Genomic DNA, 19,980 nt, shown 5'->3' with positions numbered 1-19,980 from the left:
TCGAAGGAGACTGTCGTGGCCCAGGTCCTCGTGGTCGCAGACGACCTCACCGGTGCCAACGCGACCGGGGCCCGGTTCGCCCGTACCGGTATGCGGGTGGCCACCGTGACCCCCGAACACGTCAGCCGCGTCGCCGGCGACTACGACGTCGTGGTGGCCAATCTCGACAGCCGGCACGTCCCCGCCGAACAGGCCGTCGACCTCATCGCCGACGTCGTGGAGGCGGTCTGGCCGGTGGGCCTGGTGGTCAAGCGCACCGACTCCACCCTGCGCGGCAACATCGGGGCCGAACTGGAGGCCGCCTACCGGGAGGTCCGCGACCGGGTGCCCGCCGGGACCCGGGTCCGGGTGCTGTTCACCCCGGCCTTCCCCGGGAGCGGGCGCACCACCGAGAACGGCGTCCAACTCCTCAACGGGGTCCCCCTCCAGGACACCGAACTCGTCGACGACCCCCTGTGCCCCATGGCCACGGGGGTGGTCGCCGACATCGTCGCGGCCCAGAGCGGGCTCCCCGTTCGCCACGTCCCGGTCCGCCAGGTCACCCAGAGCATGCTCACCGCCGAACTCCTGGCCGGTGACGAGCCCGTGGTGCTGTGCGACGCCACCACCGAGCGGCACCTCACCGACATCGCCGAGGCCGCCGCAGCCGCCCACCACGAGGACGGCACGGTGTGGGTGTCGGTGGACCCCGGACCGACCGGGGCGCTGCTCGCCTACGCCCTGCGCCTGCGCGGCCAGGCCGGCACGCGCGGCCCCCTCCTGGGGGTCGCGGCCAGCACCACCGACCTGACCCGACGCCAGCTGGCCACGGTGGCGCGCACCGGCGCGGTCCGCTTCGTCGACCTGGACGCGGTCGCCTTCACCGACCCCGAGAGCGACCACGCCGACGAGGTCGCCGTCGAACTCACGGAGAAACTCCTCGCCGCCGGGTTCCCCGACCTGTGCGTACTGCGGGTCATCACGACCTCCGACCGGGTGCGCGCGCTGCCCGTCCGGGCCCGGGCCGAGCTGCCCGGCCGCATCGCCCGCCTGGTCTCCGACGCCGTCCACGAGATCGCCGACAGCACCGGTGTCCACGCCCTGCCCAGCGGCCTCTACCTCACCGGCGGCGATCTGGTGTCGGGCCTGTTCGACGAGCTGGGCGTGCACGCCTTCGACGTCGGCGGCGAGGTCGTGCCGCTGGCGGTCCACGGCCACATCAGCGGCGGCCCTCTCGACGGCACACCGGTCGTGGCCAAGGGCGGTCTGGTCGGCGACGACATCACCCTGGTCGAGTGCCTGGCCAAACTGCGCCGCGCGGTCCAGGCCCGACTGCACCAGGTCCATTCCGAGGTCTCCGAGCACGTCGTGCCCACCCTGATCCGCGACCCGGCCTGACGCACGACGACGCCCCCGGTTCTCTCCGGGGGCGTCCGTCCGCGTGCGGACCGGCGAGGGTCAGCCTGCCAGGGTGGCGCCCAGGTGGTCGGCGGCCAGCTTCTCGATCCGGCCCGCCAGCACCTCGGGGAACTCCAGCGGACCCATGTGCCCGGCGTCGGGCACCTCCACGACCTCCTCGCAGTTCCGCACGAGGGAGGCCACGTGGCGAGCGTGCCAGGGCGGCGTCATCCGGTCGGCGGTGCCCGCCACGATCACGGTCGGGGCCGTGATGGCGCGGACCGTCTCGTCCAGGTCCAGGCGGGTCATCATGTCGCCCCAACGGCCGCGCGCCACGCCGTTGCACTCGTGCACCATGCGCGCGCACAGGCGCACCATGCGCGGGTCGGCGCCCGGGCTCATCGCGATGAACTTCAGCGCGGCGGTGGTCAGCGCGGTGCGCGGGCCCAGCGGAAGCGGGGCGCGCAACGTGAGGGCGGTCGCGGCGGCCCGTCCCAGGGCCTTGGGCAGCGGGATCGACGTGGTCCGCTCGGTCAGCTGCGCGCACCCGGTGTTGGTGAGCAGCACCGCCGCGGCCTTCTCCCGGAAGACCTCGCGGGCGCCGGTGGCCATGATGGTCATCCCGCCCATGCTGTGCCCGGCGACCACGGCGCGCTCGCCCTCGGGGACGGTCGCCTCCAGCACCGCGCACAGGTCGTCGGCCAGCTTCTCCTCGGCGTACCCGGCGGGGGTGAGGGGGACGGGTGTGCGCCCGTGACCGCGCTGGTCGTAGAGCACCACCCGCAGGTTCTGGTCGAGCAACCGGACCACGGGGCCCCAGGAGGCCAGCGACGTCGCCCAGCAGTGGCAGAGGACCACGGTCGGCCCGTCCTCGGGGCCGCGCACCTCGACGTGCAGCGGGGTGCCGTCGTCGGAGCGCACCTGTGTCTCCCGGGCCGGGCCCAGGTGTCGGATCGCCATCGGGGATACCTCTCACTCAGGGGGAACGGCGCGGCGGGCCGGGCCGCCGCGCCATGGGGGGCGGGCCGACGCGCGGCCCGGGGGGTGACGGTGGGGGTCAGTCGAGGAGTTCGCTCGGGTCGATCCGAGGGACCGGGTAGGGAGGGGTGCCCGAGCCGTTGATCGGGTGGCCGCCCCACAGGTTGGCCTCGGCCAGGGTCCCGGTGCCCTCGTGACCGTCGGGGGTCCGGACCAGGACCGCGCGCACACCGCTCTCGTAGGCCGCGGTGACCTCGGGGGAGGGCGACAGCCGTCCCGACCACCGGTAGTCGCCGGTCAACGGGGAGAAGTGCCCGGCCACGTGGCATCGTGCGCCGATCGGCTCGGCGGAGGGCCTTCCCGCGCCGTCGAGGGGGGTGAGGGTCACCTCGCCCCGGTACTCCTCTTCGTCGTCGTCGAATCCGCTCATGTCGTCCTCCTTCGCCGGGACCGGGGGTCAGGCCGTGCCGCGGACCCGGCCGCGTCCGGACCTGCGGGCGCGGTCGACCCGCAGGTCGTAGTTGTGCGGGTCGAACCAACGGGTGCGCAGGGCGAAGTTCCAGGTGAAGGTGGGCCACAGGGTGGTGTTGCGGCCCTGCTCGTTGAGGTACCAGCTGTCGCAGCCGCCGGTCACCCACACGGTGCCCGCCATGCTCTCGGCGACCATGGCGTTGTAGGAGCGCTGGGCCTCCGGGCGTACGTCGAGGCGGTCCAGTCCCTGCCTGCACAGGTACTTGAGCGCCTCCATCGTGTACCGGATCTGGGCCTCGATCATGAAGACCTGGGAGGTGTGCCCCAGCCCGGTGTTGGGCCCGGCGAGGATGAAGGCGTTGGGGAACCCGGCGACGGTGGTGCCGCGGAAGGCCTGTGCGTCGGTGCCCCAGTGGTCGGCCAGGGAACGGCCTTCGGAGTCGAAGACACGGCGGGCGACGGGCGGGTCGCTCACGTGGAAGCCGGTGCCGAGGATGATCGTGTCGACCTCGTGCTCGGTCTCCTTCCCGGACGCGTCCCGGGTGATGATCGAGTTCGGGCGGATCTCGACGATGCCGTCGGTGACCACGTCCACGTTGGGCCGCGCCAGCGCCGGATAGTAGTCGTTGGACATCAGGATGCGCTTGCACCCGGCACGGAAGTCCGGGGTGACCTTGGCGCGCAGCCCGGGGTCCTTGATGCCGCGGGCGATGTTGGCCCGGCCGAGCCGCTCCACGATCGACAGCAGCCTCGGGTTCTTGGCGAAGCCGAAGACGTAGGTCTCCCGGCCCCAGTAGATGCTCTTGCGGGCGATCTGCCGGGCGATCGGGAGGTGCTCGTACAGCAGGCTCTCGACCTTGGTGATGTCGCGGTCGTGGCGGAACATCACCCAGGGGGCGGTGCGCTGGAACAGCGTCATCCGACCGACCTTCGGCTGGATCCGCGGCACGAACTGGATGGCGGAGGCGCCGGTGCCGATCACGGCGACCCGGCGACCGGTGAGATCGTGGTCGTGGTCCCAGTCCGCCGAGTGGAACATCGTGCCCTCGAACGTGTCGATCCCCTTGATGTCGGGGTGGGCGGGGTCGGCGAGCGGACCTGCGCCGCTGACCAGGAACTGGGCGGTGATCGTGCCCTGGGAGGTCTCGATCCGCCAGCGGTTGTCCCCGGGCTCCCAGTGGGCGGAGAGCACCTCGTGCCCGTAACGCACGTGCTTCGGGATGCCGTACTCCCCGGCGACCCGCTTCATGTAGGCGAGGATCTCGGGCTGGGGGGAGAAGGTCCGGCTCCAGCCGGGGTTGAGCGCGAAGGAGAACGAGTACAGGTGTGAGGGGACGTCGCAGGCCGCACCCGGGTAGGAGTTGTCGCGCCAGGTGCCGCCGATGTCGTCGGCGCGTTCCAGGATCACGAAGTCCCCGGGGTCCCGAAGCCCGGCCTGCCTGAGCCGGACGGCCATGCCGAGCCCGGCGAAACCGGACCCGATGATGGCCACCCGGAAATGCGGTGGTGCGTCGGTCACTGTCCATCCCTTCGTGCGACCGGACCGCGGGTGGGATCCTTCGCGGGCCGGGTGATGTGGTCCCCCGGGGGCGTGGCGCGTTTCGCCCCCGGGGGAGTGCCGCCCCGGAGGGGGTGGCGCGTTCCACCCTCCGGGGAGCCGACTCTCGGGGACGTGGCGCGTTCGCCCCCGAGAGGTCGGGTCCACCGTCGGAGGACGTGGCGCGTTTCGCCTTCCGACGGTGGGGTTCGTGGGGTGCCCCGAGGAGGGGCACCGGTGGGGTCACCGGCCCAGGAGGCCGGCCTTCTTCCAGAAGTGGCGGCCCAGACCGCTGATCGCGTCGGCGGTCTCCAGCGTGCCGACGACCTTGCGGGCGGCCCAGGTCTTGGTGTCGATCCAGTGGGGGTTGGACCGCGCGGCCTCGTACGCCTCGCGCGGGTCCAGGCCGACCTGCTCGTAGACCTTCGGGTTGATCAGGCGCGTGGCCGAGTAATACGTGACCAGGCCCAGGACGATCTTGCTGTAGGCCTTGTTGAGGGGGCCGCGCCGGACCCAGTCCCGCTGGAACTCCTCGCGGGCGTAGCGCATGTGGCGCGCCTCCTCGGTCACGTGGATGCGCGCGACCGAGCGGACCAGGGGCAGGATCTGCTCGTCGGGGACGGCCTCGCGCTGGAGCTGGTCCAGGACCTCTTCGACGAACAGGGCGCCGGCGAAGATCAGCGGCCCGTGCGCGATGGCCTTGAAGAGTCGGCCCAGGTGGTAGGCGACGGGGTCGAGCCGGTGGGTGTGCCAGCCGAGCCTCTCCACCATCTTCGCGAACATCACCGTGTGGCGGCACTCGTCGGCGATCTCGGTGTAGGCGTACTGGACGTGCAGCGTGGTGGGGTCGTTGCGGTAGGCGTGGCGCACCAGCATCTGCATGAGGATGGTCTCGAACCAGATGCCGATGGTCGCGACGCTGGCGACCTCCAGCCGGCTGAGCTCCTTGCGCTTCTCCTCGCTGAGGGAGTCCCACAGCGGGGTGCCGTAGATGGAGATCCGCTCGGGACGGATGGCCCACATGTCGGGGTCGACGGGGGCCTCCCAGTCGATCTCGACGAGCGGGTCGAAGGAGGCCTTGGCCGAGCCGCGCAGGAGGCGCTTGGCGATGTCCTCCCGGTCGGTGATCTTGGGCTTGGCGGTGATCTCTGCGGTCATTGTCGTCCTCCTCAGGACGCCGTCGGCTGGGTTGCGGGGCTGCCGTGACGTGCGTGGAGTCCCTGGGCGATCTCCGCGTCCGCGAAGGCGCCGTCGGCGAGGAGCAGACCGATCCGGAAGGAGGCGATCTGCTCGGTCGTGCCGGGGAAGTGCCGGAACAGGTGGAGTCCGGCGGTTCCGAGCGCGGTCGAGGCCACGTCGCGCGGTGCGCGCCCGGCTCCGGCGGCCCGGACCACGGCCATGACGGTGTCGCGTTCCGTTTCGGCGGGGACGAGGCCGTCCAGCGCGACGCCGGTGGCGCGGGAGCTGTCGTGGATCGGGGTGTCCACGTAACCGGGGTAGACGGTGGTGACCCCGATGTGACTGCCGTACTCGGCGCGCAGGCAGTCCGCGTAGGCGGTGACCGCGCGCTTGGACACCGTGTAGGCGCCCGCGAACGGCAGTTGGAGGTGGGAGAGCAGGGAGGCGGTGATGACGACGCGCCCCCGGCTCCGGAGGAGGGCCGGCATGGCGGCGGCGGTGACCCGCCAGGTGCCCAGCAGGTTGACCTCCAGGGCCTGGTGGACGTGGACGTCCGGGGCCCGGCCGATGTCCACCGCCGGGCCGACGCCCGCGTAGTGGACGAGCAGGTCCAGGTGACCGCCGAGCCGTTCGACGGCCTCGGCGACGCCCTGGCGTACCTGCTCGTCGTCGGTGATGTCGCATCCGATGACACCCGGAGCGGGCTTGCGGTCGAGGCCGATGACGTTCACGCCGAGGTGACGCAGGACGGCCACGGTGGAACCGCCGAACGCCCCGGAGGCGCCGGTGACGATGGCGTTCTGCCCGGTCAACCTGCGCAGGTGACGCGGCAAGGGGGTCGTCATGTGATCTCCTCCACAGTCATTGCCGGAACGTTACAACGAGTATTGTCACAATGCAATGGGGTGTCGTTGGAAATTTACTCGCGGGTAAGTTACGGGGTCGGGGAGGGGTGCGCGCCGGGGTCTCGGGTGGAAGGGGGTGGCGGGGAGGCCTGGTGGGGTCGCGTCCGAGGGGTCTCTCACGGGCGGTTCCGTGGGGGCGTCCGAGGGGTGATGATGGTGTCACGCGTCGATCTCGTGGATTGCGGACGATCCTGAAGTGAATTTCGAGAAGTCCCCGCGCGATCGAAGGGACGTGGTCCGCTGTGGGATCGAGTGCCGATCGCCCGTAGGGATGTTCCTCCCTGGGGTGGATGTGCGGGTTCTTGCGTTCCTGTCGCAAACGTGACAACGTCTGTTGTCATGATCTAAAACGTCCAGGGCGGGAAGATACTGACAAGTAAGGTTCCAGGGTGTCTCTAGGCTGGTCCCATGGCCGAATACCGCATTGACGAACTCGCCCGGCTGGCCGATACGACGGTGCGCAACGTCCGGGTGTACCAGGATCGAGGGCTGCTCGCCCCTCCCCGCCGGGAGGGCCGCGTGGGCATCTACTCCGAGGCGCACCTGGCACGTCTGCGGCTGATCGGCCAACTGCTCCGACGCGGCTACACCTTCGCCAACATCGGCGAGATGTTCCAGGTGTGGGAGCGTGGCGGCGACCTCTCCGAGATCCTCGGTTTCGAATCGGCGATCGGCGATGCCTGGAGCGACGAGATCGCCGACTACCTCACCCTCGGGGACCTGCGCGACCTCTTCGGCAAGGGCGTGACGCCCAAGACGATAAAGCGCGCGCTGGACCTCGGCGTGATCGAACGCGACGGCCTGCGGTTCCGGGTGCCCAGCCCCCGACTCCTGCACGCCGGCGTCGAACTGGTGCGCATGGGCATGACCGTGGCCTCCGTGCTGGACATCGCCGAGAACCTGCGTGACAAGATCGGTCACGTCGCCGAGCACATGACCCGCCTGGTCGCCGACCACATCATCGCCGAGTACGCCCCCGGCACGGTGCTGCGCACCGAGGACCCCGCCGAGGTCGCCGAGGCGATCCGCAAGGTCCGCCCGCTCGCCCAGCAGGCCGTCGACGCGGTCCTGGCCCAGGAGATGGCCGAGCAGCTGACCAACGTCATGGGCGAGCACTTCGCCGACGCGATGGAACTCCTCAACCGCGAACGCGACGGCCTCCCCGCCGCCTCCCCCGAGCCCGGAAAGCGGGCCTGAGACCCCCTCCACCGACTTCACGGGCCCGGACGTCCCCCGTCCGGGCCCGTTCGCGTCCCCCGGGGGCGGGCCCCGCCCGCCCCCGGGGAGCGTCGTCCCGCTCAGGAAGCGGGATCCTGCGCCCTGTCCTTGTTCGTCGCGGTCTCGGGCGGGACGACCGACAGCGGCAGCGAGGTGGTGTAGCGCAGCTCGGCGAAGGCGCCGCCGGGCACCGCCGGGTCGCGCGGGAACACCGGCTTCACCCGGCGGTAGGCCTCACCCTGGGCCGGGCGGGTGTCCTCCTCGCCCCTGTTGGGCCACATCGACAGCGCCCGCTCGGCCTGCGCGGTGATGGTCAGCGACGGGTTCACGCCCAGGTTGGCGCTGATCGCCGACCCGTCCACCACGTGCAGGTCCGGGTATCCGTACAGGCGGTGGTAAGGGTCGATGACACCGTTCTCCGCGCTGTCGCCGATCGGGCAGCCGCCCAGGAAGTGCGCCGTCATCGGGATGTCGAACACGTCGCCGATGGTGCCGCCCGGATGGCCGTCGATGCGCTCGGCCAACCGGGTCGCCACGTCCTGGCCCGCGGGGATCCACGTGGGGTTGGGCTCGCCGTGCCCCTGGCGTGAGGTGAGCTTCTCGCGTCCGCCGAACAGGCCTCTCTCGACCGAGGTGGTCAGGGAGTTGTCCAGCGACTGCATCACCAGGCCGATGATGGTCCGCTCCGACCAGCGTCGGTTGGAGAAGCTGCGGGCGAACACCACCGGATGGCGGACCGCCCGGCCCAGGAAGCGCAACCAGCGGGGGGTCCGGCCGTCGCCCGGCACCTGGATGGCGGTGAGCAGCCCCATCGCGTTGGAGCCCTTGCCGTAGCGGACCGGCTCGATGTGGGTGTTCTCGTCGGGGTGGATGGAGGACGTGATGGCCACACCCCGGGTCAGGTCCTCGTGCCAGGGCACCTGCCGGCTCATCGCGCCGACCAGCGCCTCGGAGTTGGTCCGGGTGAGCGTGCCCAGCCGGTCCGACAAACGGGGCAGCAGACCCCCGTTCCTCATCCGGTGCAGCAGGGTCTGGGTGTTGTAGGTGCCGGCCGCGACGACGACCTGGCGGGCGGTGAACGTGCGGGCGTTCTCCCGGCGCCGGGGTGCGTCGGTGCGGAGGGCGTCGATCGCGTACCCGCCCTCGGCGAGGGGGCGGATCCGTTCGACGGTGGTCAACGGGTGCACATCGGCGCCGCCACGCTCCGCGAAGTACAGGTAGTTCTCGGTGAGCATGTTCTTGGCGCCGTGCCGGCAGCCGGTCATGCAGTCGCCGCATTCGATGCAGGCCCTGCGATCCGGCCCGGCGCCGCCGAAGTAGGGGTCGCCGACGGATGCGCCGGGGGAGGCCTGGGCGCCCGAACCGTCCTCACCGTCGCCGAAGCAGACGCCGACGGGCGTGAGCCGGAAGGTGTCCCCCACGCCGATCTCCTCGGCGACGGCCTTGAGGTGGCGGTCGGACGGGGTGACGGTGGGGTTGGTGCGCACGCCCAGCATGCGTCGGGCCTGGTCGTAGAAGGGTGCCAGCTCCCGCTTCCAGTCGGTGATGTGCCGCCACTGCGGGTCCTCGAAGAACGGGTCCATCGGGTGGTAGAGCGTGTTGGCGTAGTTCAGCGAACCACCGCCGACCCCGGCGCCGGCCAGGATCATCACGTCCCGCAGCAGGTGGATGCGCTGGATGCCGTACAGCCCGGCCCCGGGGGCCCAGAGGAAGTTCTTCAGGTCCCAGGAGGATGACGGCAGGGTTTCGGCTGTGAAACGACGCCCGGCCTCCAGGACGCCGACGCGGTAACCCTTCTCTGTGAGGCGGAGGGCGCTGACCGATCCGCCGAATCCGGACCCGATGACCACCACGTCGTAGTCGAATCGGTCGTTTCCGTCGGTATCGGTTGTCTTGTCGGGGTTGGCGGGGGAACCCGCATTGCTCTCTCGGGGCACGTCCAGGTCTCGCTATCCCTCGGTTGCGGATGGTCCGTAGTGCGCCGGATACGAGTCCGCAACATTCTTTGCGCCATCTAGAATTGTGACAATAACTATTGTAATGTTCGTCACTACCGCCGAGTAAGGTGTGTTCCATGTAACACGCGAGGCGTGCATCGGCGCAAGTTTCTCTCCCCCGCACCGCCCCCCGGGGCGGTGGATCACTGGAGGTTCTCATGCCCCACGCTTCCGAGACGCCAGAGGTGTCCCAGGATGCGCCTGAGCAGGACGAAGGTGCGCGCGGTACCCGTTGGCGCCGTTTCGCCCTCGTCGCGGTGCCCGGTTTCGTGGCCGCCGCGGTCCTCGGCGGTATGACCACCCAAGGCCTGCTCGCCGCCTCGTTCGCCGTCTCCGGCGACAGCTTCAAGATGTCCGCCGACAGCCTCGTCGGGAACGGCTTCACCCAGTACGGTGACGTCGCCACGTCCGTGGACGGCACCGGCCGCGCGGTCGGCCTGTCCACGGTCAACACCGCCGAACTCGAAAACCTCTGCATGTCCTCGCTCTGGGACATGCCGATCGGCCAGGCCACCCTCGTCATCACCGCGGGCGCGAGCACGCCGGTGGAGGGGACCGACCTCGTCATCGACATCGAGCAGCTCCGCGGCAACGCCGAGTTCAGCGAGATCGAGATCGGCCGCGACGCCAGCACCCTGGACAAGGCCGACGGCGGTCAGGGACCCGCCGGTGGTTTCGGTCTCCAGGCCGACAAGATCACCGTCTCGGACATGAAGATGACCACCTGGGCGGTCACCTCGGGCTCACTGCGGCTGTCCGGTCTGGGACTGTCGATCAAGCCCGGCGCCCACGAGTGCTTCTGATCCCATGACCCGTGCACTGACCCTCCTGCGCTCGGGGTGGGGACGGTTCCGCCACTGGCGGCGCGACCGCCCGTTCTGGGGCGGCGTCATCCTCATCGCGGCCGGGATCGAGCTGCTGGTCGCCCCGGCCGCGCAGACCCTCGTCCTCCCGATCGACCTGATCATCTACGCCGGCATCGCCGGCGTGTCCGGCACCCTCATCGCGGTGCTGATGATCGTGCTCGGTGTGCTGAGCTGGCTCCAGCCGGCCCAGCACACGTTCTTCGGCGTCGTCGGAGTCCTGCTCGCCCTGGTGACCTTCGTGACCTCCAACTTCGGTGGATTCGTCATCGGCATGCTGCTCGGTATCGTCGGTGGGTCGCTCGTGTTCGCGTGGGGTCCCAAGGTCCGTCGGCGCCCGCGCGGGCGCCGACGGGCGGGGGCCCCCGAGGGCACGGCCGCGGACGGCGACCCCTCCGACGGGGACGACCCCGGCACCCGCGCCGATCAACTGCCCACGGGCGAGGGCGGCACCCGGCCTCTGGCCGCGCTCGCCCTCCCCGTGGCGGCCACCCTCCTCCTGACCGCCGCGCCCGCGCCCACCCTGGGGTGGCCGTGGGACTGGTTCCTCCCCGACGGCGGGGGCCAGGAGGAACGACCGGACGACGAGTCCTCCCCCTCCCCCTCCCCCTCGCCTTCCCCGTCACCGTCGCCCGGAGCACCCGGGAACGGAACGGAGGGGGGCGGCACCGACCCCGGATCCGAGGAACCCGGGGAGGAGCGACCGGAGGAGGAGACCGACGAAGAGGGGACCGAGGAGGACGGGGAGGCCGACCCCGCCGACTGCGAGCTCCGCATCGGCGACGGTGCCCTGACCGAGAGCGAACAGGAGTTCCTCGACACGGTCCTGGCCTGCCAGGCGGCCCTGGACGCGGACGAACTCCCCGAGATCACGGTCGACGAGGGCTACGACTGCTTTCGCGGTTCGGTCAACCCCTCCGGCCTGACCGCCGACAGCCTGACCATGAGCGGCGCCCGCTACCGGGGCGTCGTGGAATGCCCGACCGCCGACGGCCCGCAGCGCTACCTCCGGCTCACCATGGGCCGGGCCGACCTGCGGGGCGGGGAGCTGTGGTTCGAGGAGGCCGGGGCCCGGATGAGCCTGGGACTGCCGACCATGGTCATGGACGGCGACGTCACCATGCACGTCACCCGGATGAGGGTCCGCATCCTGGGCATCCCGCTCACCTTCACGCCGGACTTCCCCCCGCCGTTGCTGCTGCCGTACATGTACGTCACCGACGTGGACGTCTCCCGACCCACGGCGGGGACCGATCGGATGAACATCCCGAACCTGAACGGGCTGTACGGCGGCTGACCGCCCTGGAGAACCGGCGGGGGCGCCGCGCGATCCGCGCGACGCCCCCGTCTGCTCCGTCCGTCCCCTCACCGGGAGCGGACGCTCACCGGACCTCGGTGATCAGCCGACTCGGCCGGCCCACGTGCGACACGTACAGGGCGTCGCGGGCCCGCGTGCAGGCGGTGAACAGCAGCGTCCGCTCCTGCTGGAAGGCGTGCTCCAGGGCGACCTGGTCGCCGTCGGCGGACTCGATGGCGGCCTTGGGCGGCAACAGGTGGTCGCTGACGCCCACCAGCGCCACGCAACGGAACTCCTGACCCTTGAGCCGATGCATCGTGCCCACGCGCACCGCCTCCGCGCCACCGGACTCCTCCAGCGGAGCGGTCGGGATGCCCCGGGCCGTCAGCTCCTTGGCGATGCCGCGCACCACCCAGTGGTTGCGCCCGGCCACCGCGATCTCGGTCGGATCGACCCCGGCCTCCAGCCACACCCGTACCCAGTCGCCCAGGGCGGTGAGCTCCTCGGCGCGGTCGGCGCAGCCGCGCACCACCGGTGCCGGACCGCGCAGCAGCGAGCGGTAACCGGCGAGGGTGTCGGCGTCGTCGTCCATGCCCAGGGCCGCCCGCCGTCCCAGGATCGGCATGCTCCAGTCGAGGATCTCCTGGGTGACCCGGTAGCTCACCCGGAGCCGGTGGCCGCGTCCGCGCACGTTGATGCCGAGCGAGGCCAGCGAGACCCGGTTGTCGGACACCCGCTGGTGCGGGTCGCCGACGATGAACAGGTCGTCGGGGCCCTCGGGGACGGCGGCGCGCACCATCCGCCACTGGGCCGGGTGCAGGTCCTGGGCCTCGTCGACCACCACGTGCCGGAACAGCGGGCCGCTCCGGCCCAGGACGCGGGCGGCCTCGGCGGCCAGCTGCGGGTAGGACCACAGACCCTCCACCCGCATGGCACCGACATAGCGCCTGATGGTCTCCCACACCTGGCGTCGGTGTTCGGGCGCCAGGTGCTGGACCCGTCCGCTGCGCTCGCAGCGGATGTACTCGGGCAGCAGGTCGAGCCCCTTGGCGAGGATGACCTGTTCCCACTCGTCGACCAGGAAACGGCCGGAGAAGGGCAGGCCGTCGGCCATGGCCACCGCCCGCCAGCGACGGGCCAGTTCGTCCTTGCCGATGAGGCGCGGCGGAACGCCGTGGGCCTGCACCACGGACCGGGCGAGGCCGTCGATGGTGGCCACCCGGACCCGGGCGCGTACGTCGGGGTCGGGCAGCAACTGGTCGAGGCGGTCGGCGAGGGACTGGGCCAGGGCCCGGTTGTAGGTGGTGAGCAGGACCGACTCACGGTGGTCCTCGGGGTGGGCGGCGGCATCGCGCTCGGCCAGGTGTGCGGCGCGGTGCAGGGCGATGACGGTCTTGCCGGTGCCGGGGCCGCCGGTGATCTGGACGGCGCCGTTGTAGTGGGCCTCGGTGATGCGGTGCTGATCGGGGTGGAGCGTGACCTGCCACTGCCGGAAGGGCGCGCGCAGGGCGCCGGCGAGTTCGGGCGGCCCGCTGGGGCGCGGATCGATCGGACCCCCCGGACCGAGCGGGACGATCTTGGGACCCATCGGGAGCAGTCGGCGGGCGAAGCGGAGCGCCTCCTCGTGCGGGAGCACCGTGAGCAGGCGGTACCGGGTCTCCGGGTGCGTTCCGGGGCCCTCGTCCTCGCGGTCGTCGTCGGCCGGGGCCGGGACGACGACGCCGGACCAGTCGGGGGCGATGCCGACGATCCGGACCCGGGGGTCGGCGGCGTCCGTCACGGATTCCAGGTCGGGGCGTTCCCCGGCCTGGTAGGCGCGCATCACGGCCAGGGTGCTGAGCTGGACGTCGGGCGTGAGGTGGGTGAAGTCGCTGAGGAAGGTCGGGGCGATCGCAAAGGCGGACACGTCGTGGGTCTCCTCCGGTCTTCGACCAGGTGATGGTCCGGGGTCCGAGGTGCTCGGAGCGGGCGGGCGGTGTCGGGGCGAAGGGCGGGTCGGCCGCCGCTCTCACCAGAGAACATGCTCGGCGCGGAATTCCGGCAAACGCTGCTCAGAGTCGGATTCCCGTCAGGTTCCCGGAGGTTTTCCCCCGTGTCATGGTCGCAGGTCAGAGCAGGTTCTACGAACTCCCGTTCGAGGGTGATCGGGGGCTTTTCCTAGGGGCGGGGGAGGGGGATCCCTGACCTGCGGTTCTCCGCGATCTTCTGGTGTCCTCAAAGGTGTTTATCGACTGTCCGAAATTTGATCACGCGCCGCGACAATGCCTGATCCGGGCGGTGAGGGTGGGGGCATTGGGACACGTAGTGCCTCTGCGCACAGGTGGACCGAAAACCGTGCGAGGGGAACGGGCTCCGGAACACCCGGATTCGGGCCCTCCTTGGAGCGGTGTCTCACGTACTGGCCGGTTTCGGACACGCTCTGTGCAGATCCGTTCCGGGCGCGAGATCGTGTAACGCACAGGGGAGACGGCCATGTGCCCACCACGTGGTCCAGGACTCTGCCGGGGTCCGTCCTACCCCGGCAGAGTCCCGGGTCACCCTTCAGAAGCGTTACCCCGCCCCGGCCCGCGTCAAAGCGCCGGAGGGTGGGGACCTTCCCCCTTTTTTCCCGCTTCGCGGACCGTGCTCTACCGTGGCAGTGGGAAACGATGGAAGGGAACGGTGGGGACGTGGTCTCCGAGGAGAGAGGTCGTCTGCGGGTCTCCGACGCCGAACGCCACCAGGTGGCCGAGGTGCTCCGGGAGGCCGCGGCCGAAGGGCGCATCACCCTTGACGAACTCGACGAACGTCTTGAGGCGGCCTTCAACGCCAAGACCTACGCCGACCTGGAGCCCATCACCTCCGACCTACCCGGCTCGCCCGGCGCCCCCACCGGACCCGTCCCCGTGGTCCTGGACAACCGCCCCGTCGACCGGGTCCACCCCGAGGACGTGATGATCGTCCGCTCCGACGGCGACAGCATCGTCCGCAAGGGGCGCTGGCAGGTGCCCCGCCGCGTCGAGATCCGCAACAAGTACGGCTCCACCAGGCTCGACTTCCGCGAGGCCGACATCCCCCACGGTCGGGTCGAGGTCCACCTGGAGATCTCCTGGGGCGGCGCCGACGTCATCCTGCCCGAACGGGCCACCGCCGAGGTCGACGTCGACACCTCCTGGTTCGGCGGAATGAAGGTCGACGCCGACGCGATCCCGAGACCGCCCGCGCCCCACTTCGTCATCACCGGCACCTGCCACGGCGGCAACCTCCGGGTGGGCCATCGCCGCCCCTTCTCCTGGAGCGACCTGTTCGGTTGAGGGTCCGGACCCTGGGAACATGAGGGGATGCCCGCCACGACGGCGCGCACGGAGAAGAAGTCCGTCGGCCGCAGGCCGTCCGCGAGTGGGACATCCCACGGCCGCAGGCCACCCCTCCAGGGTGGCGGCCGGGAGGCGGGCGGTGCCGGGGACGGGTGGGAGAGGAGCGACCGGTGACGCTGTGGATCGTGGTGGCCGGAGCGTGCGCCGCCGCCCTGACGCCCTATGTCTGGCTCATGACGGCCTCGGCCGGTCGCCGTCGCACCACCGACACGGTCCCGCGCCGACCGGTCGCCGTCGTCCTGGGCGCCGGCGCCTGGACCGACGGGCCCTCGCCTCTGCTGGCCCGCCGTCTGGACCTGGCCGTACGCCTGTACCTGGACGACCGGGTGGAACGCGTCATCGTCTCGGGGGACAACCGCGAGATGTCGTGCCGGGAGACCGACACCATGACCGACTACCTCCTGGCCCACGGGGTGCCGGCCGACCGTGTCGACGCGGACCCCCACGGCTACCGGACCTGGGACACCTGCGTGCGGGTGCGCGATCTGTTCGGGGTCCGCGCCGCCGTCATGGTCACCCAGTCCTTCCACCTGCCCCGCACCATCGCCCTGGCACGGGCGGCCGGGATCGACGCCGTCGGTGTCGGCGATCCCAGCATGGGCGCCCGCCGACGCTCCACCGTCATCGGTTACGCGCGTGAGGCCGCAGCCGCCGTCAAGGCCCTGCGCGACGCCGTCCTGCGCCCCGCCCCCGCCCACAGCGGTCCCTGACACCGGCCGGACCGGGATACTTGGGGACATGAACGCGACCACGGGAAACGACGCACACGACGACGCTGAGAGCGTGGACTGGGCGGCCCTGGCCCCGGAGGGCGGCGACCGCATCGCGCCCCTCCTGGCCGAGGTCACCCGGAGCGACACCGCCCTCTCCGAACTGCACGACATCATCGCCTTCCCCGCCCCCGGCCACACGGCCGCCCCCAAGGCGGTCGACCACCTCGTCGACGCGGCCTGCTCCCCGCTGACACCCGCCACCGACCGCTGGCGCCCCTTGAGCCTGCTGCTCGAACTGGTCTCGCCGCACGCGGAGGACCTCTTCCCCGAGCCGCGCGACCTCGGGCAGTGGCGCGACGAGGTGGCCTGGATCGCCACCACCGACATCGCCAAGGTCCACGAGCAGTACCGGGCCTGGGTGGAGGAGGCCCCCGACGAGCAGCAGCGGTGGCGCATGCGCAACCGCCTCGACGTCCTGGAGCTGCCCGAGGGCCCGGCCCTGCTCCAAGCCGAACTCGACACCTTCGAGGCGGTCCGCGCCCGGGTCCCCGACCTGCTCGAACTCCTCAAGGGCGCGAGCAACCGCGGCGGCCTGGACCGGGCGGGGGAGTGGGTCTCCTACGTACTGGCCTTCCTGACCCCCGACGCCGATCGGATCGTCGCGGGTATCACCGGTTCGTCCCAGATGCTGCTCGCCAGGGACCTGCGCCCGACCCGCCAGACCGCCTCCGGCCTGCGCGGCATCATGGACCAGGCGCTGGAGGGCGGCTCCGAACCCCTGCCCGCCGAACTGTTCGCCCTCGGCCTGCTCGCCGGGCCGGACGACATCGACCTCACCGTCGCCCTCACCCACCAGATGGCGGGCGGCAACCTGTACAACTCCTTCGCCGCGTCGGTGGCCCTGGTGCTCATCCACGGTCCCGACACCCCGCGCGAAGCGCTGCGCCGTGTCGGGCGGGGCGGCGGCACCACCAGCGGCTACGAGGGTCTGTTCAACGAATCGTGGCCGCACTGCGGCCCCCGCTCGCCGCGGGTCCTGGGCTTCCTGGCCCTGGGGCGGGCCGGCGACCGCGCCCGTCGTCTCCGGCTGGACATCCTGCTCGGCCTCATCAAGGACGAGGACGATTCGCGCGCCCTGGTCACCGGGGTGGGGCTGGAACTCGTCCTCGGTCCCCGCGCCAAGGGGTTCACCGCGGAGGAGCACGTCCAGGCCGAGTACGACGAGGAGATCCTCAAGGTCCTGTGGGCGATCGCCGAACTGCCCGCCGGCGCCTGGGAGGACGAGGGGTTCCGGGAGACCCTGGCGGCCTGGGCGCTGCCGCAGGACCCGGAGGAGTTCCGCGCCCTGGTGGGCGTGGAGGCCGAACCCGAGGTCGTGGAGGCGTCGGCCCCGACCGGACGGCCCGAGCCGACCGGCCCGCCTCAGGGCGGGATCCTCGGCCGCCTGTTCGGCGGCGGTCGCTGAGCCGACGGAACGGGTGTCCCCGGGAACGGCGGCGATCGTTCCCGGGGACACCGGAACCGCCCGACGACGCTCCGGTCAGCCGCGTTCGAGGGCGGTTCCGATGAGTCCCAGGGGCGGGGAGCCCAGGTCCAGCAGGGCCTTGTGGAACCGACCCGGGGAGAATTCCGGCCCCCACGTCTCACGGGCCTCCTCGCGCAGCCGCAGGATCTCCAGCTTGCCCCACGTGTACCGGCCGTAGGTGGGGTCGAACGTGGCCCGCCGTGCCTCCGACAGCGCCGCCGGGCCCTGCAACGGGGTGTCCTCGGAGAACAGCGACGCCGCCTCCTCCACGGTCATGGTCCCGGTGTGCATGCCGAGCGCCACCGACAGGCGGGTCACCCGGATGAGGGCCTCCACCCACACGCCGGCCTCGTAGTGATCGGCGGTCCACCCCTCGACGCCCGACCGTTCGGCGGCGTACGCCCCGAAGCCCTCCTCCAGGACCATCTCCTCGGCGTAGTGCGCCCACCCCTCGGCGAACGTCATCGAGTGCAGCGCCCGACGGACCGCCCCGGGCGCCCGACGCAGCGCCCGACCGTGGGAGAAGTGCCCCGGCGCCACCTCGTGCACGCTCACGGCGGGCAGCGTGGTGTCGCTGAACATCTCCAGCCACTCCCTCGTCTCCTCCTCGCCCCAGGAGGGATCGGGCGGAGTGATGTAGTAGAAGGACGGGGTGTCCCTCTCCCACGGCCCCGACCAGGACATCATCGCGGTGGCCCACCGGTGGGCGGGAGGGGACAGGTCCACCCGGCACTCGCCGTCGTCGTAGGGCACCAGTCCGCGCTCGGCGGTGAACCCCAGCGACAGTTCCGTCCACCGGCGGGCGCTGTCGAGCACACGCTCGCCGTTCGGTCCCCGCGCGGTCAGTTCCCGGACCACCGTCATGACGTCGCGGCCCGGGGCGATCCGGCCGACGGCCTCGGCCAGGCGGGCGCGCAACCGGTCGCGTTCGGCCCGCGCGCGGTCGGCCAGTTCGGCCGGGTCGACCTCCATGGCCTCGCCGACGCCCATGAGCCGGGCCAGTCCCTCGGCGCCCAGGGCGGCGTCCTCGGGCCCCTCCACGGCGGCCCGCTCCACGTGGGCGACCAGGCGGGCGTGCGCGGCCAGGGCGATCTCCCGCACGTCGGCGGGCACGTCCTCGGCCAGCCCCTCGGCCAACCCTCGGACGGCACCGATGAGGGAGCGGGCCACCGGCGCGGGGATCCGGTCCAAGGCGGCGATGGCGTTGTCCACCCCCTGCGTCCACTGCGTCAGGTGGGCGTCGCGGGCCCGTCCGCGCTCGGCCTCGGGGGCGTAGTCCCGGTCGTAGCCGGAGACGTCGAGTTCGCCCAGGTGGTACAGGGGGTTGGCGCGGTACAGCAGCGCCTCGCCCAGCGCGTAGCGCGCGCCGGCCTCGAAAGCGGCCAGGTGGGCCTCGTCGTGCGGATCGTCCAGCCGCGCGCCGCCCAGGTTCGCCAGGGCGGCCTCGACGCCGGTGGGGGACAGGTCGGCGATGCGGCCGTCGTACTCGTGCATGCCGGCGCCCTCGCGCATCGCCCCGGGCATGAGGTCGGCCAAGGCCCGCAGACGGAGGGGGAGTTCGTCGTTCTCAGGGTGTGGAGACATGGGACGACCCTACGGGCGTGCCCTGTTCGTGCACACCCTGTCGTGCGCCGCCCCGGCGCCTGCGAAGGGCGTCCCGCAGGCGAAGACCTCCTCTTCCTCCGGACCCTCACCGATCCAGGGGACACCGTCCCGGCCCCCTCCGGCCCGGCGACGACCGCGCCGATACGCCGCTCGCGACGGGGAGAGCCCCTGAGCGTTCGGACCGACGGGCCGACCGATGTGGCGGCTCGCGGAACCGTACGGCGTCGCCGGTCGTCTCCCGAGTGTGCTGACTTCTGACGACGCCGCCACCGGGCGTCCCCGCCACCGTGGCCGCCTCCTGCTCCTGTCGCTCGTCCTCGCCCTGGTGGCGGGGTGCGCGCCGTTCGCGTGGATGCTCGCCGGAACGTCCGGACAGCGCCACGACACCGTCGACGCCGTCCCCGAACGGCCGGTCGCCCTGGTCCTGGGTGCCGGGGTGCGCGCCGACGGGCAGCCCACCCGGTTGCTCGCCCGCCGCCTGGAGCTGGCCGCCGACCTGTACTTCGCGGGCAAGGTCGAGGTCCTCCTGGTCACCGGCGACAACAGTGTCGAGCACTACAACGAGACCGACACGATGCGCGAGCACCTGGTGGCCTCCGGCGTCCCCGACGACCGGATCGTCGGCGACTACGCCGGGTTCTCCACCTGGGAGTCCTGTGTGCGCGCCCGGGAGGTGTTCGGCGTGGACGAGGCGACCGTCGTCACCCAGGACTTCCACCTGCCCCGCGCGGTCCGCCTGTGCCGGGCGGCGGGCATCGACGCGGTCGGTGTCGCCGATGACGCCGCCGCCGAGCGTGCCACGGCCACCACCTACGGCTGGCTGCGGGAGGTCCCCGCGGCGGTGGCCGCCCTGGGCACCGTCATCGTCCGACCCGACCCCACCTTCCTGGGCCGCTACGAGACCGCCGTCGACGACGCCCTCGCCACGGCCGCGGAGGATTAGGACCTGTTCTCGAACG

General features: G+C 71.7%; 16 protein-coding genes. 8 read left to right on the top strand and 8 right to left on the bottom strand.

Annotated elements, in window-relative coordinates; translation table 11 throughout:
- The first annotated feature begins 15 nt into the window (after nt 1-15).
- Entirely contained in the window at nt 16-1,377 is a 1,362-nt protein-coding gene (locus RM479_RS21855; protein ID WP_311513629.1) for a four-carbon acid sugar kinase family protein, read from the top strand.
- A gap of 60 nt (nt 1,378-1,437) precedes the next feature.
- Here the strand turns inward: RM479_RS21855 and RM479_RS21850 are convergent, their stop codons facing one another.
- From RM479_RS21850 to RM479_RS21830, 5 genes are all read right to left on the bottom strand, one after another.
- Nucleotides 1,438-2,337 (bottom strand): alpha/beta fold hydrolase, encoded by a 900-nt coding sequence (locus tag RM479_RS21850; RefSeq protein WP_311513628.1) that lies wholly within the window; start codon nt 2,335-2,337, stop codon nt 1,438-1,440.
- 97 nt (nt 2,338-2,434) lie between these two features.
- A complete protein-coding gene (locus RM479_RS21845) occupies nt 2,435-2,785 on the bottom strand; it encodes a DUF4873 domain-containing protein (RefSeq protein WP_311513627.1) in 351 nt (116 codons plus the stop codon).
- A gap of 27 nt (nt 2,786-2,812) precedes the next feature.
- Entirely contained in the window at nt 2,813-4,345 is a 1,533-nt protein-coding gene (locus RM479_RS21840) for a flavin-containing monooxygenase (RefSeq protein ID WP_311513626.1), read from the bottom strand.
- 261 nt (nt 4,346-4,606) lie between these two features.
- On the bottom strand, nt 4,607-5,521 hold the full coding sequence (locus tag RM479_RS21835) for an AurF N-oxygenase family protein (RefSeq protein WP_311513625.1): 915 nt from the start codon (nt 5,519-5,521) through the stop codon (nt 4,607-4,609).
- A gap of 11 nt (nt 5,522-5,532) precedes the next feature.
- The gene (locus RM479_RS21830) at nt 5,533-6,387 is read right to left on the bottom strand and encodes an SDR family NAD(P)-dependent oxidoreductase (protein ID WP_311513624.1); all 855 of its coding nucleotides are present in this window, start codon (nt 6,385-6,387) and stop codon (nt 5,533-5,535) included.
- Nucleotides 6,388-6,855: 468 nt separating this feature from the next.
- Between RM479_RS21830 and RM479_RS21825 the strand changes: the two genes are divergently transcribed.
- Nucleotides 6,856-7,644 (top strand): MerR family transcriptional regulator, encoded by a 789-nt coding sequence (locus RM479_RS21825; protein WP_311513623.1) that lies wholly within the window; start codon nt 6,856-6,858, stop codon nt 7,642-7,644.
- Nucleotides 7,645-7,745: 101 nt separating this feature from the next.
- On the opposite strand, the gene RM479_RS21820 is transcribed toward RM479_RS21825, so the two are convergent.
- The gene (locus RM479_RS21820; RefSeq protein WP_311513689.1) at nt 7,746-9,518 is read right to left on the bottom strand and encodes a GMC family oxidoreductase; all 1,773 of its coding nucleotides are present in this window, start codon (nt 9,516-9,518) and stop codon (nt 7,746-7,748) included.
- 302 nt (nt 9,519-9,820) lie between these two features.
- Here RM479_RS21820 and RM479_RS21815 point away from each other — a divergent pair, with 302 nt between their 5' ends.
- Nucleotides 9,821-10,465, top strand: coding sequence for a DUF6230 family protein (locus tag RM479_RS21815; RefSeq protein WP_311513622.1), 645 nt, complete (start codon nt 9,821-9,823; stop codon nt 10,463-10,465).
- Between the two features lie 4 nt (nt 10,466-10,469).
- Nucleotides 10,470-11,822 (top strand): DUF6114 domain-containing protein, encoded by a 1,353-nt coding sequence (locus RM479_RS21810; protein WP_311513621.1) that lies wholly within the window; start codon nt 10,470-10,472, stop codon nt 11,820-11,822.
- Between the two features lie 85 nt (nt 11,823-11,907).
- On the opposite strand, the gene RM479_RS21805 is transcribed toward RM479_RS21810, so the two are convergent.
- Nucleotides 11,908-13,728, bottom strand: coding sequence for a UvrD-helicase domain-containing protein (locus tag RM479_RS21805; RefSeq protein WP_311513620.1), 1,821 nt, complete (start codon nt 13,726-13,728; stop codon nt 11,908-11,910).
- Nucleotides 13,729-14,470: 742 nt separating this feature from the next.
- Between RM479_RS21805 and RM479_RS21800 the strand changes: the two genes are divergently transcribed.
- From RM479_RS21800 to RM479_RS21790, 3 genes are all read left to right on the top strand, one after another.
- The gene (locus RM479_RS21800) at nt 14,471-15,115 is read left to right on the top strand and encodes a DUF1707 SHOCT-like domain-containing protein (protein WP_311513619.1); all 645 of its coding nucleotides are present in this window, start codon (nt 14,471-14,473) and stop codon (nt 15,113-15,115) included.
- Nucleotides 15,116-15,288: 173 nt separating this feature from the next.
- Nucleotides 15,289-15,888 (top strand): SanA/YdcF family protein, encoded by a 600-nt coding sequence (locus RM479_RS21795; protein WP_311513618.1) that lies wholly within the window; start codon nt 15,289-15,291, stop codon nt 15,886-15,888.
- Between the two features lie 28 nt (nt 15,889-15,916).
- On the top strand, nt 15,917-17,356 hold the full coding sequence (locus RM479_RS21790; RefSeq protein WP_311513617.1) for a hypothetical protein: 1,440 nt from the start codon (nt 15,917-15,919) through the stop codon (nt 17,354-17,356).
- 75 nt (nt 17,357-17,431) lie between these two features.
- Here the strand turns inward: RM479_RS21790 and RM479_RS21785 are convergent, their stop codons facing one another.
- Entirely contained in the window at nt 17,432-19,000 is a 1,569-nt protein-coding gene (locus RM479_RS21785) for a DUF885 family protein (protein WP_311513616.1), read from the bottom strand.
- A 268-nt stretch (nt 19,001-19,268) separates the two neighbouring features.
- On the opposite strand from RM479_RS21785, the gene RM479_RS21780 reads away from it, so the two are divergent.
- Nucleotides 19,269-19,964 carry a SanA/YdcF family protein gene (locus tag RM479_RS21780; RefSeq protein WP_397222861.1) on the top strand — a complete coding sequence of 232 codons (696 nt, stop codon included), beginning with the start codon at nt 19,269-19,271 and terminating at the stop codon, nt 19,962-19,964.
- Nucleotides 19,965-19,980 lie beyond the last annotated feature (16 nt).

Source organism: Nocardiopsis lambiniae, assembly GCF_031845465.1.
GTDB lineage: Bacteria > Actinomycetota > Actinomycetes > Streptosporangiales > Streptosporangiaceae > Nocardiopsis > Nocardiopsis lambiniae.
The sequence above is the reverse complement of the archived record's forward strand: the minus strand, read 5'-3'. Positions and strand labels throughout refer to the sequence as shown.